This is a genomic window from Streptomyces sp. NPDC003016, assembly GCF_053591455.1.
Genome location: NZ_JBSFTV010000010.1, coordinates 62,606 through 79,165, shown reverse-complemented (window position 1 = coordinate 79,165; position 16,560 = coordinate 62,606). Strand labels below are relative to the sequence as shown.

The following is a 16,560-nucleotide window of genomic DNA, read 5'->3' as shown; positions in this document are numbered from 1 at the left end:
AAACCCCTGTCCGAATAGGTGAGATCAAATTTGCCAACCGTGGATATCTTGTTACGGTTCTGAGAGCCCGGTCGCTGGTGCATCCCCCGTCGCCAGCGGCCGGGCCTTTCCGTGCCCCGGTCCCGCCACTGTGCGTAATCGGATGATCAACGGGGAGCGGGAGTCGCCGAGTTGCTTCCCGAACGCAACAGCAGCGGGCCGTTTCCCGCCGCAGCGAACTCCGAAACCGCCGAATAGTGAGCGGCCTTTCCGCGCGACGGTTCACGCGGTGTTTCGCATACTCCCGGCTCGTCCTCGGCGCTCACCACGCAATGCATCTGAACGGTCCGGCCGCCGGGGCCCATCAGCGTGAGTACGGAACGCAGCTCCGTACCCGTGGCATTGCGGTAGTAGGTACGCGCCCACGTGTCGCCGCCGTCGGTCAGCACACAGGTCTGCCCCTCGACGCCTTCCGGGGAGCTGAGCTCGGGGCCGCACTGCGCGGCCGGGTCGCGGCCGGACGGAGGGGCGGACGGAGAGACCGGCGAAGGGACGGGGGGAAGGGCGGTCAGCGGCGCGGGTGAGGGGGTGGCCCGGGAAGCGCTCCCGGGAACGGTCACGGAGACACTCCCGGGAAGGGCCGCAGGGTCGTTCCCGGGAACGGTCGCAGGGGCGTTCCCGGGAACGGTCGCAGGGGCGGCCTTGGCGTCGTCGGGCGCGGGCGCGGGCGCGGGTTCGGGTTCCGCCGACGCGCCGGCCAGCGGCAGCAGGACGGTGAACGCCACGACGGCCGCGAGTCCGATCATGCGGAGGTTCAAGGCGGGTCCCACCTGTCAGCTGCCCGGAAGTTCTTGCGGTGAGCCGAAGGTATCGACGGATGGCCCGCACCAAGGCCGCCGCGCGCCCGATTCCTCCGGAATCCCCCGGAACACGGGCTCCCTCACCCCCGTACGGGTGAGCCGGCGGCGCGTCCTCCTACAGCAGCCGCCGCCGGCCTCACGCCCCCACACCCCACACCCGCACTCGGCACGCGCTTCCGTACGCGCCTCAGTACGCGAGCCGGCTGCCGCCGTCCGGTGCGCCGTTGCTCGCCGCGACCAGCGCGTCCACGACCGCCTCGACATCCGGCAGCCAGGGCGCGGCCGAACCGGACAGGGGCGCCCTCTCCCAGCGCACCTGCCCGGTGCCCGTCTCCGAGGGCGGCAGCACCAGATAGCCGCCCTCTCCGTGGAACCGCAGCGAACTGGGCACCCAGTCCTTGGCGTACAGCAGCTCACCGAGCCGCTCCAGGGAGTACGGGGCGACCAGCAGCGACCAGCGGGTCGGGGTCGCGACGACCGGGCCGAGGCGCATCCCCATGCCGTCGAGCGCCGTCAGCGCGACGGCGCCGGCGGCCGACGGGAGACTGATCGCGCACGGGGCCGCGCCCCCGGTGGCCAGCACGACGGGGGCCGTCGGGCGGTTGGTCCACCACCAGCGGATCATGCGTTCATCGGTGGTGGCCGCCAGGATGCCCGGGTCGAAGGGGTGCGCGCCGGGTACCACGCATTCGGGATCGGGGCAGGCGCAGCCCTGCCCAGGGCCGTCGCGGCCGTCGCGGCCGTCGCGGCTGCCGCGTCCACCGGACGCCTTCAGCCCCACGCCGGGGAGTACGGGCCACTGCCAAGCGGTGGCGCAGGTCAGCGCCGCACCGAGCTGGGCAGGCCCCGCGCTCCGCCGGAACCGGAGGAGCCTGCGTCGCCTTCCGAGGATCTCGCGCATGAGCGCTCGTTCCTTTCCGTTGAACGCCGGGGTCCATGTCGCACTGTGCGTGCGCATCTTCACTGGTCGTGCACGTCGCGTACTGGCTGCGTACTGGTGGCACACCGCCGCGCTTTCAGCCTGCGGCACGGGCAGCGCCTCGGGGCTGAGCGTGAAACGTGGCGGAGGGTGGCGTACGGATGGCGCTTGACTGATCCGTAGGAGATCCGTAGTGCTGCGGTCCGGCCGCTCGGGGATGGGGCACGGCCCGCGGCGGTTAAGACGCCCGGTCCCGCCACCAGGTTCCAGGGCGGTCCCAACTGCCCCTGTCCCTCACCGATCAGGTACCCATCACGGCTGGTATGACGCGCTGTCGAACGCCCTCAGTCGACCTCAAATCGCTGCCGTGTCTGGCATTTTTAGGCCAAGTTGACTATCCCCACAGACACCAGGGGTTCCACGATCGCCATGCTGGACATCCCCTCACTTGTGCGTGTACATGTGGATGCATTGATAGCGGCGCAGAATGACATGGGGGTTTGCGATGCTATTGAGCAGAACGCACCAGCAGGAAAGCCTGCGATCATGAGCGCCCCGCACGTACCGAAAGTGGCTGGAATCGATCCAGCGGTTCCCTCCCCCGCCCACAATGCCGCGTCCCTTCCGCCTGCTCCCGCCCCACCCGCCGCGGGCGTGGTGCTCCAGGACCGGCTCGCGGGCTGGGTCTCCGACCTCACCACCCTCCATGAACTCACCGAGCGCCTGACCCGCACCCGTTCGACCGACGCCGCACTGCACGAACTGCTCCGCGCCGGTGCCGCCCTCGTGGGCGCCCGCCGCGGCTTCGTGGTCCTCGAACCGGCCGACGACGCCGGCCCGTCCGCCACCGTCGGCCTCGGCCTCGGCCACGCCGACCTCGGCCACATCGAGACCGTGCCGCGCAGCGCCACGTCGTACGGCCGGCTCCTCGACGGCCTCCCCGGATCCCCCCGCCCGGGCGAGATCGTCCACCCCGACCTCCTCGGTGAGGCGGAGCTCGACCCGCGCCACCGCGAAGTCGCGGCGCGCCTCGGCTACGCCGCCAGTTACGCGCTGCCCCTGGCCACCGAAGCGTCCCCGCGGCTCGGCGCGGCCGTCTGGCTGTACGACGAACCGGCCGAACCCACGGAGCGCCGGCGTCACCTCGCCGGTCTCTACACGCGCTACGCCGCCGAACACCTGGCCCGGCTGCTGGAGCTGGAGCTCGCCCGCGCGCAGGTGGCGACCGTCGCCGAGGAACTGCTGCCCAGCAGGCTGCCCCGGGTCGCCGGGGTGCGGCTCGCCGCCCGCCACCGCACCGGACCGCACGGCGGCGGCGACTGGTACGACGCGCTGCCGCTGCCCGAGGGCGCCCTGGGACTGGCCGTCGGGTCGGTCTCCGGATCGGGGCCCAGCGCCCTGGCCGCGATGGGACGGCTGCGGGCCAGCCTCCGGGCGTACGCCGTGATGGAGGGCGAGGACCCCGTCGCCGTACTGTCCGACCTGGAACTGCTGCTGCGGCTCACCGAACCCGCCCGGTCGGCCACCGCGCTCTTCGCCTACTGCGAACCCGCCGGGGTCTCCGCTGCCGGAGACCGGGGGAGCCGGATCGTGCTGGCCGGGGCCGGGCACAGCCCGCCGCTCGTCATCGGCGCCCGGCGCACCGAGTACGTCGAGACGTCGCTCTCGGCGCCGCTGGGCATGCTGTCCTGCTGGGAGGCGCCGAGCGTGGAAATCGCGCCCGCACCCGGCGAAACGGTCCTCCTCTACACCGACGGGCTGCTCCAGCGCACCGGTGACCCGATGGACCGTGCTTTCGCACGGCTGCACGCGGCCGCCGCGAGTGTGCCCAGGGCCGACAGGGACGACCCGGGAGCGATCGCCGACCATGTGCTGCGGACCGTGCTGCCGGACGGCGGTGACACGGCCGGCTCGGCGGACGCGGCGGAGGACATCGTGCTGCTGGCGGCACGGTTCGACTGATTCCTCACAGTTGTCCACAGGGCCCTGGGCCGTCCTTCCGTCGCACATACGATGGAGGGCGGTCCAGTGTCGTATCAAGGAGACAGTCGTGTCCGAAGAGCTCAGCCCGGAGACCCCGGAAGAGTCCGAAGAGCCGATCAAGCAGCGGAAGAACGGCCTGTACCCGGGCGTTTCCGACGAGCTCGCCGAGAACATGAAGTCCGGCTGGGCCGACACCGAGCTGCACGGCCTGGAGCCGATCGCGCAGGCCCGGCACACCGCCGACCGCCGCGCCGCGCTCTCCGCGCGCTTCCCCGGCGAGCGCCTGGTCATCCCCGCGGGCAACCTCAAGATCCGCTCCAACGACACCGAGTACGCCTTCCGCGCCTCCACCGAGTACGCGTACCTCACCGGCGACCAGAGCCAGGACGGCGTCCTCGTGCTGGAACCCCGTCCGGAAGCCGGCGGGGGCCACGACGCGACGGTCTACCTGCTGCCCCGCTCCAACCGTGAGAACGGCGAGTTCTGGCTCGACGGCCAGGGCGAGCTGTGGGTCGGCCGCCGTCACTCCCTCGCCGAGGCCGAGCAGGCCCTCGGGATCCCCGCCAAGGACGTCCGCGAGCTGACCGCCGCCCTGAAGGAGGCCACCGGACCGGTCCGGTGCGTCCGCGGGCACGACGCCGCCATCGAGGCCGCACTGACCGACAAGGTCACCGCCGAGCGCGACGAGGAACTGCGCGTCCACCTCTCCGAGGCCCGCGCCGTGAAGGACGACTTCGAGATCGGCGAGCTCCAGAAGGCCGTCGACTCCACCGTCCGCGGCTTCGAGGACGTCGTCAAGATCCTCGACAAGGCCGAGGCGACCAGCGAGCGCTACATCGAGGGCACCTTCTTCCTGCGCGCCCGCGTCGAGGGCAACGACATCGGCTACGGCTCCATCTGCGCCGCCGGACCCCACGCCACCACCCTCCACTGGGTGCGCAACGACGGCGACGTACGCTCCGGCGACCTGCTGCTGCTCGACGCCGGCGTGGAGACCCACACCCTCTACACCGCCGACATCACCCGCACCCTGCCCATCAACGGCACCTTCACCGACCTCCAGCGCAAGATCTACGACGCGGTGTACGAGGCCCAGGAAGCCGGCATCGCCGCCGTGCGGCCCGGCGCCAAGTACCGCGACTTCCACGACGCATCGCAGCGCGTGCTCGCCGAAAAGCTCGTCGAGTGGGGCCTGGTCGAAGGCCCGGTCGAGAGGGTCCTGGAGCTCGGCCTCCAGCGCCGCTGGACCCTCCACGGCACCGGCCACATGCTCGGCATGGACGTCCACGACTGCGCCGCCGCCCGCCGCGAGGCGTACGCCGACGGAACGCTGGAGCCGGGCATGTGCCTGACCGTCGAGCCCGGCCTGTACTTCCAGGCGGACGACCTGACCGTGCCCGAGGAGTACCGCGGCATCGGCGTGCGCATCGAGGACGACATCCTCGTCACCGAGGACGGCAACCGGAACCTGTCGGCCGGGCTGCCCCGTCGCTCCGACGAGGTCGAGACCTGGATGGCGCGGGTCAAGCAGGGCTGACCCGCCTGCCACCCCCGCCGCGAGGGCACGCCGCTCAGGGCCTTCAGGACACCTTGAGCAGCGCGCCCTCGCGCCATTTCAGGATCTTGTCGAAACTGACCACCGCACCGTGCCCCGGCCTGTTCCCGAAATGCACGTGATCGGCGAGCTGCTCGATCAGGCACAGCCCTCTGCCGCTCTCCGCCGAGGCGAGCGCCGGAAGTGGCGCGGCAGGGCGGCCCCGCCGCGAGAGGGGAAAACCCGGCCCGGAGTCGGCGACCTCGATACGGCATTTCTCGCCGTCCAGATAAGCGGTCACGCGGTATTCCGCGGAAGGTGCTCCGGACCCTTCGTCCCCGCCGTGCTCGACCGCGTTCGCACAGGCTTCGCTGAGCGCGACCGACAGGTCGTAGGAGATGTCCGGATCGACCCCCGCCGTCTCCATGGCGCCGAGCAGAAGGCGGCGGGCGAGCGGGACGCTCGCGGCTTCGCGCCGCAAGTGGAGAGACCACCAGATGCTCATGCTCCAGCCTCCTGGCTGCGGCTCGACATACGGTTACGTATTGCCGTGGGCGACGCTCCATAAGCGTGGAGTCAACGTGTTTGCGCTCATTCGGCCGACGCGAGCACTCCTTACGCCGGTGTATACGCTCCTGGACCTGCCGTAGGCATACCGGGGGCGCAGTGCGATGATGTCGAAGCCATGTCTACGTCCGACGCACGCGCCGGAGCCGGTCTGCGGCTGCTGAGGACCGCGGTGTTCACCGCGGTCTGCGTCGTGCTGTCCGCGACAGGACACGCCATGGCGTCCTGCGCCACCGTCCCCTGGTGGACGCTGGTACTCGGCGCCGCCGCCGTGTTCGGCCTGGTCGCCCCGCTCGCCGGACGCGCGCGCTCGATGCCCGCCATCGCCGCCGCACTGACCTGCGGGCAGCTCGCCCTGCACGCCCTCTTCGGGCTGGGCCAGCACAGCCCGGCCCTCGAAAGCGCGGCCACCGACACCTCGCTGCGCGCCTTCGCCGCGAAGCTCGTGTGCGGCGCGGGCGCACTGCCGCTCAGCACGGCCGAAGCGCGGCGGATCGTCACCGAAGCGGGCATCGACCCGGCGTCCGTACACACGGCGCAGCAGCACCTCGCGCACACCGCGCACGCCGCGCACACGGGCATCGCCGCCGGACCGGTCGCCGGACTGCTGCCCACCCTCCCCATGCTGCTCGGCCACCTGCTGGCGGCCGTCGCGACCGGATGGCTCCTGCGGCGCGGGGAGAGCGCACTGTCCCGGCTGGTCGTGCTGTCGGCCCACGGGGTCGCGGAAGGCGCGCTCGTACGGTCGCTGCGCGCCGCCCTGGCTCTCGTACGGTCGCTGAACGCCGGCCCGCTCCCCGGGGCGCCCGCGCACGGGCCGCGCGCCCTGCGCACCCCCTTCGTCACGTCCCTGCGACCGGCCGGCGAAGCCCTCCAGCACACGGTGATCAGGCGCGGACCGCCCGCTGCGGCGCTCGTCCTCGCAGCCTGACACGGCGCACTCCCCGGCACAGCACGCACCACACCACGGGAGCCGCGTCGTGATGCCGGTGCGCACCCGCGCGCCGGAACACCATTCACCCCTGCTCCGTGGAGTACTCACAGCCATGAACATCACCCGTGTCTCCGTCTCCGTCGCCGCCGCGGCTTCCACCGTCCTGCTCTTCGCGGGAACGGCCTTCGCACACGTCGGCGTACAGCCCGTCGGGCCCGCCGAGAAGGGCGGCTACGCCACCGTCAACGTCAAGGTGCCCAACGAGCGGGACAACGCCTCGACCGTCAAGCTCGAAGTCTCCTTCCCCAGCGCCCACCCGCTGTCGTCCGTGATGCCGCAGCCCGTGCCCGGCTGGAAGGCCGAGGTCACCAAGGCGAAGCTCGACAAGCCGCTCAAGGTCCACGGCAGGGAGATCGACGAGGCCGTCTCCAAGATCACCTGGAGCGGCGGCAAGATCGGCCCCGGCGAGTTCCAGCAGTTCCCGCTCTCCCTCGGACAGCTGCCGGAAGACGCCGACCAGCTGGTCCTCAAGGCCGTCCAGACGTACGACAACAAGGAAGTCGTCCGCTGGATCGAGGAGCCCAAGGAGGGCGAGGAGGAGCCGCAGTCCCCCGCGCCCGTCCTCAAGCTGAGCGAGCCCGCCGGTGACGACCACCACGGCGGCTCCGACGATGCGGCCAAGAGCGAGGACGGGGAAACGGCCAAGGCCGACGACGGTCACGAGAGCGAGACGGCCGCCGCCGACGACACCGCCGACACCTCCGGCAGCGACACGACCGCCCGCGTCCTCGGTGTCATCGGCATCATCGTGGGTGTCGCGGGTGTGGCCTTCGGCGTCCTCGCCGGGCGCCGCCGCACCTCCTGACGTCCCCCGACGCCCCCCGCACCTTCACTGAAACACCGGGATCCCCCTCCATGCTCAAGAAGAACGCGCTGGCCGTGGCGCTCGTCGCCACGGCCGCGCTCACCCTGTCCTCCTGCGCCGGCGACACGGCCGACAGCGGCTCCAGCCCCGTCTCCGACGTCTCCGCCGGTACGGACGAGAAGGCCGCGACCGTACTCGACCGGCCCTTCGAGAAGCCGGACCTCGTCCTCACCGACACCCACGGCGAGAAGTACGACCTGCGGGAACGCACCAAGGGCAAGCCGACGCTCATCTACTTCGGCTACACCAACTGCCCCGACGTCTGCCCGCTGACGATGAGCAACATCGCCATCGCCCACAAGAAGCTCCCCCAGGCGGACCGGGACAAGCTCCAGGTCGTCTTCATCACCACCGACCCCGAACGGGACACCCCCGAGGCGCTCGGCACGTGGCTCAAGGGCGCGGGCGACCCCTCCTTCACCGGACTCACCGGCGACTTCCCGACCATCCAGGCCGGGGCCCGCCGCATGGGGATCGGCATCGACCCGCCGAAGAAGGAGAAGGACGGCTCGGTCGTCTCCATGCACGGCGCACAGGTCATCGCGTTCTCCCCGAAGACCGACGCCGGATACGTGCTCTACAGCGACGACACCACCGCCGACGACTACATCGAGGACCTCCCCGAGCTGGTCGAGGGGGAGAACCCGTGAACCGCCGCACCACCCTCGCCACGGCCGTGGCCCTCACCGCGGGCCTCGTACTGGCGGGCTGCTCCACCGGATCCGGGAGCCGGCGACCCGCGCTGAAGGTCGAAGGGGCCTTCATGCCGGAGCCGGTCACGGACGACATGGCCGCCGGCTTCCTGACCGTGAAGAACGACAGCGACACGGCGGACCGGCTCACCTCCGTCACCAGTGACATCGCGGGCGAGGTCACGATCCACCGGACCACGGACCAGAAGATGCAGGAGGTCGATTCCTTCGACGTCCCCGCGGACGGTGAGCTGAACCTCGAACGCGGCGGCAACCACCTGATGTTCATGGAGCTCAGGAAGAAGCCCGAGCAGGGCGACACGGTGTCCGTGGAACTGCACTTCGAGAAGGCCGGCCCGATCAGGGCCGAGCTTCCCGTGAAGGAGACCACCCACAACCCGGACAAGCAGTGAGGGACTGACACGCCATGCCCCCATCCGCCCCGCCCTTCGGAGCCGCAGTGATCAGGCTGCTGCTCGTCACCACGGCGCTCCTCGGCACACTCCTCGCAGGAGCCGCTCCCGCGTCCGCGCACGCCGCACTGACCGGGAGCGACCCGAAGGACGGGGCGGTGGTCGCCACCGCTCCCGAGCACGTCACCCTCACCTTCTCCGAGAAGATCGCTCTCGGGAACGACTCGATCCGCGTACTGGAACCGAGCGGCAAGCGCTCCGACACCGGCGAAGTGCGCGACATGAGCACCGGAGGCGTCGTCAAGTACGGCGTTCCCCTGCACGCCGGGCTGCCGGACGGCACGTACACCGTCGCCTGGCAGGCCGTCTCCGCCGACAGCCACCCCATCTCCGGCGCCTTCACCTTCTCCGTCGGCGCCCCTTCAGAGACCACCGTCGCCCTGCCCGAACAGAGCGCGGGCGGCGGCCTCGTCGGCGCGCTCTACGGCATCGCCCGCTACACCGCGTACGCCGGCTTCGTCCTCCTCGTCGGCGGCGCCGCCTTCGTCCTGGCCTGCTGGCAGCGCGGCGCGGGCGAGCGGCCGCTGCAACGCCTCGTCGTGCGGGGCTGGATCACGCTGACCGCGTCGACCCTGGTCATGCTGGTGCTCCGCACGCCCTACACCGGCTCCGGGAAACTCGCCGACGCCTTCGACCTCAGCGGGCTCAAGGCCGTACTGGAGACCAAGACCGGCGCCTCGCTCGTCTCGCGGCTGCTGCTGCTCGGCGCGGCCGCGCTCTTCGTCGCCGTGCTGTTCGGGGCGTACGCGAAGAGGGAGGACGCCGAGGAGAAGAAGGACCTCACCTTCGGGCTCGCCCTGGGCGGCGGCGTACTGGCCGCCGGGATCGCGGCGACCTGGGCGCTCTCCGAGCACGCGTCGACCGGCATCCAGACCGGCATCGCGATGCCCGTCGACGTACTGCACCTGCTGGCCGTCGCGACCTGGCTGGGCGGTCTGGCCGCGCTGCTGGTCGCGCTCTACCGGGTGCCGGACATCGAACGCGGCGCCGTACGGAACTTCTCCCGTGTGGCCTTCGCGGGCGTCACCGTGCTGGCCGCGACCGGGCTCTACCAGTCCTGGCGGCAGGTCGGGTCCTGGTCGGCGCTGACCGGGACGGCGTACGGACGGCTCCTGCTCGTCAAGATCGGGCTGATCACCGTCCTCGTCGGGACCGCGTGGTTCTCGCGGCGCTGGACGGGGCGGCTCGGGGAGCGGCTCGCGCCGGAGGCGGAAGCCGCCGCGACCGCCGAGGAGCGGACCGAGGAGCGGGAGACGCGGGGGGCGCGGGAGGCGCAGGCCGAGCCGGTCACCGTGCCCGCGGACCCCCAGCGGGCCGCGCAGCTCGCCCGGCAGAAGGCCGCGATGACCACCGCGCGCGTCAAGCGGGTACGCGACGCCGACCCCGGGCGGCTCGGGCTGCGGCGCTCCGTACTCGCGGAGGCCGCCGTCGCCGTGGTGGTCCTGGCCGTGACGACCGTACTGACGGGCACCGAGCCCGGACGTACCGAGGAGAAGGAGGCGGGCCGGAGCGGAACCGCTGCCGCCGCCGTCCCCGACCGCCCGGTCGACGTCCGCATCCCCTTCGACACGGGCGGCGAGGACGGCAAGGGCACCGCCCGGGTCGAACTCGACCCGGGGCGCTCGGGGAGCAACGCCCTGCACGTGTGGCTGGAGCGGCCCAACGGACGGGCGATGGACGCACCCGAGCTGAAGGTCGCGTTCACGCACAACGCCAAGGAGATCGGGCCGCTGCCCGTCGTCCCCGACCGCATCGCCACCGGACACTGGAGTGCCAACGGAGTGCAGATCCCCATGCCGGGGACGTGGGAGCTCGAAGTGACCGTACGCACCTCCGACATCGACCAAGTGACCGTGAAGAAGAACGTGAAGATCGGCTGACCGGCGTGAGTGACAGCGACATCGACAACGGCATCCCGAGGAGGCGGCTGCTCGGGGCGGCGGGCGCGGCCGGCGCCGCGGGCCTCGTGCTCGGCGCCGGAGGCGGAGCGGCCGGATACGCCGCGGCCTCGGGCTCCGGCGGGGGCGACGGGGAGGCGAAGGCGCTGGCGTCCGTCGGCTCCACCGCCGTCCCCTTCCACGGCGAGCACCAGGCCGGCATCACCACGCCCCTCCAGGCCCGCGGCCACCTCGTCGCCTTCGACCTGGCGCCGGGCGCCGGGCGCAAGGAGGCCGCGGCCCTGCTGCGGCGCTGGTCGGCGGCGGCGCGGAGGATGACGGCGGGCGAGCCGTCCGGGGAAGCCGACACCGGGGTGGCGCTGGACGCGGGGCCCTCCTCGCTGACCGTCACCTTCGGCTTCGGCCGCACCTTCTTCGGCCGTACGGGCCTGGAGAAGCAGCGCCCCGCCGCGCTCGACCCGCTGCCCGACTTCTCCTCCGACCACCTGGACACGCGGCGCAGCAACGGTGACCTGTGGGTGCAGATCGGCGCCGACGACGCCCTGGTCGCCTTCCACGCGCTGCGCGCGATCCAGAAGGAGGCGGGGGAAGCCGCCCGGGTGCGGTGGCAGATGGACGGTTTCAACCGTTCCCCGGGTGCGACCGCGCAGCCGATGACCACCCGCAACCTGATGGGACAGGTCGACGGGACGGGCAACCCGAAACCGTCCGAGGCCGACTTCGCCCGGCGGATCTTCGTACCGGCGGACGGGAGCGGCGAGGGGCCCGGGTGGATGGCAGGCGGCTCGTACGCCGTCGTACGCCGCATCCGGATGCTCCTCGACGAGTGGGAGAAGCTGGCGCGCGGCGACCAGGAGAGGGTCATCGGGCGCAGGAAGAGCGACGGAGCGCCGCTGACGGGCGGGAGCGAGACCACCGAACCCGACCTGGAGAAGACCGGCTCCGACGGCAAGCCCGTCATCGCCGCCAACGCGCACGCCCGCATCTCCGCCCCCGAACAGAACGGCGGCGCGGCGATGCTGCGACGGCCGTTCTCCTACCACGACGGGATCGCCGCCGACGGTACGCCGGACGCGGGACTGCTCTTCGTCTGCTGGCAGGCGGACCCGCTGCGCGGCTTCGTCCCGGTGCAGCGCAAGCTCGACCGGGGGGACGCGCTGTCGCCGTTCATCCGGCACGAGGCGAGCGGGCTGTTCGCGGTGCCGGGCGGTGCGCGGGACGGGGAGTACGTGGGGCAGCGGCTGCTGGAGTCCTGAGGGCGCGGCACGCGTCCCGTACGGCGCATTAGGGTGACCGTATGTCGGCCACGCGCTATGCCTATCTCGGTCCCGAAGGCACCTTCACCGAGGTCGCCCTCCGTACGCTCCCGGAAGCCGCCACCCGGGAGCTCGTCCCGATGGTGTCCGTACCGGCCGCCCTCGACGCGGTGCGGGGCGGGGAGGCGGCGGCGGCGCTCGTACCGATCGAGAACTCCGTCGAGGGCGGGATCAGCGCCACCCTCGACGAGCTGACGTCCGGCGAACCGCTGATGATCTACCGCGAGGTGCTGCTGTCGATCACCTTCGCGCTGCTGGTCCGTCCGGGTACGGAGCTCAGTGACGTCAAGACGGTCACCGCGCACCCCGCCGCCCAGCCGCAGGTGCGCAACTGGATGGCGGCGAACCTCCCCGACGCGCTGTGGGAGTCCGCGGCGTCGAACGCGGACGGGGCCCGGCTGGTGCAGGAGGGCCGGTACGACGCGGCCTTCGCGGGGGAGTTCGCCGCGGCGACGTACGGCCTCGTACCGCTCGTCACCGAGATCCACGACGCAGTGAACGCGCAGACGCGCTTCGTGCTGGTGGGGCGGCCCGCGCGGCCGGCGGCGCCGACCGGAGCGGACAAGACGTCGGTGGCCCTGTGGCTGGGCGACGACCACCCGGGCGCACTGCTCGAGCTGCTCCAGGAATTCGCGGTGCGCGGGGTCAACCTGATGCTGATCCAGTCGCGGCCGACGGGTGCGGGGATCGGCAATTACTGCTTCGCGGTGGACGCCGAGGGCCACATCTCGGACCGGCGGGTGGGCGAGGCGCTGATGGGGCTGAAGCGGATCTGCCCGAAGGTGCGGTTCCTCGGGTCGTACCCGCGGGCCGGTGTGACGGCCGAGGACGTACGGGCGCTGCGGCCGGGGACCTCGGACGCGGAGTTCGTGGCGGCCTCGGACTGGCTGGCGCGGAGCCAGGACGGGCGGGTCTGACCGGCCGGGCGGTCCCCCTCGCCGACACCCGTGTTACCCACAGAAGTTATCCACAGGGTCGCTTCTCGCCCTGGGGACAAGTCGACAACGCATCCCGACATCGTCGACAAAGCGGCTCGGACGACCCGCTTCCTTCCACAGTGCAGCGGTGTGGGCAGGCAGAGCGTTGTCACCTCAATTCCATTGATCAACACTTTAGAGCGAGTAATTACCACCCGAATGAGTGTGTGAAGTGGGTTTGGACAAGGAATCCTCCACTCTCCCCGCCTTTCGGAAGGATCTCTTCCGGTGTCCACAGATCTTTCGCACAGCCTGTGGATAAGTCACGGGGGGCGCACATCCCTGTGGACAACTTGTTCGTCAACTCCCGCCCCGCGCAAGGGAGAAGCGTCAAGCCGACCGGAGGAAAGTGCCCCGTTTCGGGCAATAGGGCATGTTTTATTGACGCGCGTCGACAGACGACCGAAGCGCTCCGCCACCACCGTCCATATTTGGGCAATACGGGCAAAGCGCCATGCAATGCGAGAGCAAGTCGAGCGGCGGAAGCGGTCGCGGGTAGCCTGGTGGGGTGATTGACCTTCGCCTGCTCCGTGAGGACCCCGACCGTGTTCGCGCCTCCCAGCGCGCCCGTGGAGAAGACGTCGCCCTCGTCGACGCTCTCCTCTCCGCCGACGAGCGGCGCAGGTCGTCCAGCGTCCGCTTCGACGAACTCCGCTCCGAGCAGAAGTCGCTCGGCAAACTCATCCCCAAGGCCTCCGGAGACGAGAAGGCCGAGCTGCTGAAGAAGGCCGGCGAACTCTCCGCCGCCGTCAAGGCCGCCGACGCCGAGCAGGACGAGGCGGCCGAGGAGTCCAAGCGGCTGCTGCTCCAGCTCGGCAACATCGTCCACCCCGACGTCCCCGTGGGCGGCGAGGAGGACTTCGTCGTACGGGAGACCGTCGGGGCCCCGCGCGACTTCGCGGCCGAGGGATTCGAGCCCAAGGACCACCTGGAGCTCGGTGAGGCGCTCGGCGCGATCGACGTCGAGCGCGGCGCCAAGGTGTCCGGCTCGCGCTTCTACTACCTGACCGGCATCGGCGCGCTCCTCGAACTCGCCCTCGTCAACGCGGCGATCGCGCAGGCCACCGAGGCCGGCCTGGTCCCGATGCTGACGCCCGCGCTGGTCCGGCCCCGCGCCATGGAGGGCACGGGCTTCCTCGGCCAGGCCGCCGAGAACGTGTACCACCTGGAGAAGGACGACTACTACCTGGTCGGCACCTCCGAGGTCCCCCTCGCGGCGTACCACATGGACGAGATCATCGACGCCGGCAAGCTGCCGCTGCGGTACGCCGGCTTCTCGCCGTGCTTCCGCCGCGAGGCAGGTACGTACGGGAAGGACACCCGGGGCATCTTCCGGGTGCACCAGTTCGACAAGGTCGAGATGTTCTCGTACGTCGCCCCGGACGAGGCCGAGGCGGAGCTGGAGCGGCTGCTGGCGTGGGAGAAGCAGTGGCTGTCGTCGCTGGAGCTGCCGTTCCAGGTGATCGACGTGGCCAGTGGTGACCTGGGCGCCTCGGCCTCCCGCAAGTACGACTGCGAGGCGTGGATCCCGACGCAGGGCAAGTACCGCGAGCTGACGTCCGCGTCGAACTGCCTGGAGTTCCAGTCGCGCCGGCTGTCGATCCGGATGCGCGAGGGCAAGAAGGTGCAGCCGCTCGCGACGCTGAACGGCACGCTGTGCGCCGTTCCGCGCACGATCGTGGCGATCCTGGAGAACCACCAGCAGGCCGACGGCTCGGTGCGGGTCCCTGAAGTCCTGCGGCCGTACCTCGGGGGACGAGAGATCCTGGAGCCCCTCTCCAAGTGAGCACCGCTTCCCAGCCGTTCCCGTACAAGCTCGTCGCGACCGACCTCGACGGGACGCTGCTGCGCTCCGACGACACCGTCTCGGCCCGTACGCGCGAAGCGCTCGCCGCCGCCACGGCGGCGGGCGCGGCCCACATCGTCGTCACCGGGCGCGCGGTCCCGTGGACCCGGCACATCCTGGACGATCTGGGCTACGAGGGTCTCGCGGTCTGCGGCCAGGGCGCGCAGGTCTACCACGCCGGCGAACACCGGCTGCTGACCTCGGTGACGCTGGACCGGCAGCTGGCCGGGCTGGCGCTCGCCAAGATCGAGGCGGAGACCGGCCCGCTGGCGATCGCCGCGAGCCGCGACGGCCTGGACGGCGAAGTGCTGGTCGGGGCGGGCTACCGGGTGCAGGAAGGCCCGCTTCCGTACGTCGCCTTCGAGGACCCGTCCGAGCTGTGGTCGGCGCCGCTGAACAAGGTCTACATCCAGCACCCGGACCTGGACGACGACGAGCTGGCCCGGGTCGCGCGCCAGACCGTCGGCAGCCTGGTCGACGTGGTCATGGCGGGTCCCGGCGTGGTCGAAATCCTCCCGCTGGGCCTGAGCAAGGCGACGGGCCTGTCGCTGGCGGCGCGGCGGCTGAGGCTCAGGGCCTCGGACACGATCGCCTTCGGCGACATGCCGAACGACATCCCGATGTTCGGCTGGGCGGCGCACGGCGTGGCGATGGCCAACGCGCACGACGAACTCAAGGCCGTGGCGCACGAGATCACGGCGTCGAACGACCACGACGGCATCGCGGTGGTGCTCGAGCAGCTGCTGTCCGGCTGAGGCCGGTGGCGGGTGGCACATGGCGAGTGTTGGCCGGGTCGGTACGTCACCGGCCAACACCCTTCCCCCGTGAGGTGTACGTCACCACTGTGCCCGGGAGCGCCGGGCGGCGCCACCCCATATTCGGAGTTGTAGGATGACTGGGCAACCGGGCGAATTGTTCGGTGACCAGTGAGCCAGTGACCAGCGAGTCAGTGAGCGGCCAGCGAATCGGAGGCGGGCATGGCGCTGCGGGCGGCGGGACGGCAGTCCCTGGTGGACACCGTCGTGGAACAGTTGCGGGCCCAGCTGGCGGAGGGCGAGTGGGCCGTCGGCGACCGGATCCCGACCGAGCACGAGCTCGCCGAACAGCTCGGCGTCGGCCGCAACACGGTGCGGGAGGCGGTACGCGTGCTGGTGCACGCCGGGCTCCTGGAATCGCTCCAGGGCAACGGCACCTTCGTACGCTCGGCCGCGGACCCGGCGGCGGTACTGCGCGGTATGCGGCACGCGGGCGTACTGGACGTACTGGAACTGCGGGTCGCGCTGGAGGCCGGGGCGGCGAGGCTGGCGGCCGTACGACGCGACGAGGCGGATCTGCGCACGCTGCGCCACGCCCTCGCCGAGCTGCACGAGCAGGGCGACCGGGCCGCCGACGCCGACCTCGCCCTCCACCTCGGCATCGTCGAGGCGACGCACAACGCCGCGTTCACCGAGGTCTACCGGTTCTTCTCCGCCCAGGTGCACGAGACGCTGGTCGCCTCGCTCGGCGACCAGGAGATGCCGCCGATCGACCTGGCCGCGCACACGGCGCTGATCGACGCGATCGAGAGCGGCGGCCCGGCGGCGGCGGAACGGGCCGCACGGGCGGTCCTCCAGGTGCCGATCGACGTGGTGACGTCCCTGATCACCCGCTGACCCTG

At 71.4% G+C, this 16,560-nt stretch carries 15 protein-coding genes; 12 read left to right on the top strand and 3 right to left on the bottom strand.

The genetic code is table 11. The features are described from left to right. Positions 1 to 146 precede the first annotated feature (146 nt). The gene (locus ACWDZ4_RS10985) at positions 147 to 797 is read right to left on the bottom strand and encodes a hypothetical protein (RefSeq protein ID WP_451508096.1); all 651 of its coding nucleotides are present in this window, start codon (positions 795 to 797) and stop codon (positions 147 to 149) included. 229 nt (positions 798 to 1,026) lie between these two features. Further along, a complete protein-coding gene (locus tag ACWDZ4_RS10980) occupies positions 1,027 to 1,740 on the bottom strand; it encodes a bifunctional DNA primase/polymerase (RefSeq protein WP_451508095.1) in 714 nt (237 codons plus the stop codon). A gap of 447 nt (positions 1,741 to 2,187) precedes the next feature. On the opposite strand from ACWDZ4_RS10980, the gene ACWDZ4_RS10975 reads away from it, so the two are divergent. After that, positions 2,188 to 3,720: a PP2C family protein-serine/threonine phosphatase gene (locus ACWDZ4_RS10975; RefSeq protein WP_451508192.1), complete on the top strand. Its 1,533-nt coding sequence runs from the start codon at positions 2,188 to 2,190 to the stop codon at positions 3,718 to 3,720. An 88-nt stretch (positions 3,721 to 3,808) separates the two neighbouring features. Beyond that, positions 3,809 to 5,278: an aminopeptidase P family protein gene (locus ACWDZ4_RS10970; RefSeq protein ID WP_451508094.1), complete on the top strand. Its 1,470-nt coding sequence runs from the start codon at positions 3,809 to 3,811 to the stop codon at positions 5,276 to 5,278. 43 nt (positions 5,279 to 5,321) lie between these two features. Here the strand turns inward: ACWDZ4_RS10970 and ACWDZ4_RS10965 are convergent, their stop codons facing one another. After that, positions 5,322 to 5,780, bottom strand: a complete 459-nt coding sequence (locus ACWDZ4_RS10965; protein WP_344496051.1) for an ATP-binding protein — start codon at positions 5,778 to 5,780, stop codon at positions 5,322 to 5,324. Between the two features lie 180 nt (positions 5,781 to 5,960). Here ACWDZ4_RS10965 and ACWDZ4_RS10960 point away from each other — a divergent pair, with 180 nt between their 5' ends. The 10 genes from ACWDZ4_RS10960 (at position 5,961) to ACWDZ4_RS10915 (ending at position 16,555) form a co-directional block, all read left to right on the top strand. After that, entirely contained in the window at positions 5,961 to 6,773 is an 813-nt protein-coding gene (locus tag ACWDZ4_RS10960) for a hypothetical protein (protein ID WP_451508093.1), read from the top strand. Between the two features lie 115 nt (positions 6,774 to 6,888). Next, positions 6,889 to 7,641: a YcnI family copper-binding membrane protein gene (locus tag ACWDZ4_RS10955; protein WP_451508092.1), complete on the top strand. Its 753-nt coding sequence runs from the start codon at positions 6,889 to 6,891 to the stop codon at positions 7,639 to 7,641. A gap of 50 nt (positions 7,642 to 7,691) precedes the next feature. Continuing rightward, a complete protein-coding gene (locus tag ACWDZ4_RS10950; RefSeq protein ID WP_451508091.1) occupies positions 7,692 to 8,351 on the top strand; it encodes an SCO family protein in 660 nt (219 codons plus the stop codon). Next, on the top strand, positions 8,348 to 8,806 hold the full coding sequence (locus tag ACWDZ4_RS10945) for a copper chaperone PCu(A)C (protein ID WP_451508090.1): 459 nt from the start codon (positions 8,348 to 8,350) through the stop codon (positions 8,804 to 8,806). Before ACWDZ4_RS10950 ends, ACWDZ4_RS10945 begins: the two co-directional genes overlap by 4 nt. Before the next feature lie 14 nt (positions 8,807 to 8,820). Then, the gene (locus tag ACWDZ4_RS10940) at positions 8,821 to 10,746 is read left to right on the top strand and encodes a copper resistance CopC/CopD family protein (RefSeq protein WP_451508089.1); all 1,926 of its coding nucleotides are present in this window, start codon (positions 8,821 to 8,823) and stop codon (positions 10,744 to 10,746) included. A gap of 5 nt (positions 10,747 to 10,751) precedes the next feature. Continuing rightward, positions 10,752 to 12,020: an iron uptake transporter deferrochelatase/peroxidase subunit gene (gene efeB, locus ACWDZ4_RS10935; protein WP_451508088.1), complete on the top strand. Its 1,269-nt coding sequence runs from the start codon at positions 10,752 to 10,754 to the stop codon at positions 12,018 to 12,020. A 41-nt stretch (positions 12,021 to 12,061) separates the two neighbouring features. Next, positions 12,062 to 12,997 carry a prephenate dehydratase gene (gene pheA, locus ACWDZ4_RS10930; protein WP_451508087.1) on the top strand — a complete coding sequence of 312 codons (936 nt, stop codon included), beginning with the start codon at positions 12,062 to 12,064 and terminating at the stop codon, positions 12,995 to 12,997. Positions 12,998 to 13,565: 568 nt separating this feature from the next. Beyond that, on the top strand, positions 13,566 to 14,843 hold the full coding sequence (gene serS / locus ACWDZ4_RS10925; protein WP_451508086.1) for a serine--tRNA ligase: 1,278 nt from the start codon (positions 13,566 to 13,568) through the stop codon (positions 14,841 to 14,843). Next, the gene (locus tag ACWDZ4_RS10920; RefSeq protein WP_451508085.1) at positions 14,840 to 15,658 is read left to right on the top strand and encodes an HAD family hydrolase; all 819 of its coding nucleotides are present in this window, start codon (positions 14,840 to 14,842) and stop codon (positions 15,656 to 15,658) included. Before serS ends, ACWDZ4_RS10920 begins: the two co-directional genes overlap by 4 nt. A 222-nt stretch (positions 15,659 to 15,880) precedes the next feature. After that, a complete protein-coding gene (locus ACWDZ4_RS10915; RefSeq protein ID WP_451508084.1) occupies positions 15,881 to 16,555 on the top strand; it encodes a FadR/GntR family transcriptional regulator in 675 nt (224 codons plus the stop codon). Positions 16,556 to 16,560 lie beyond the last annotated feature (5 nt).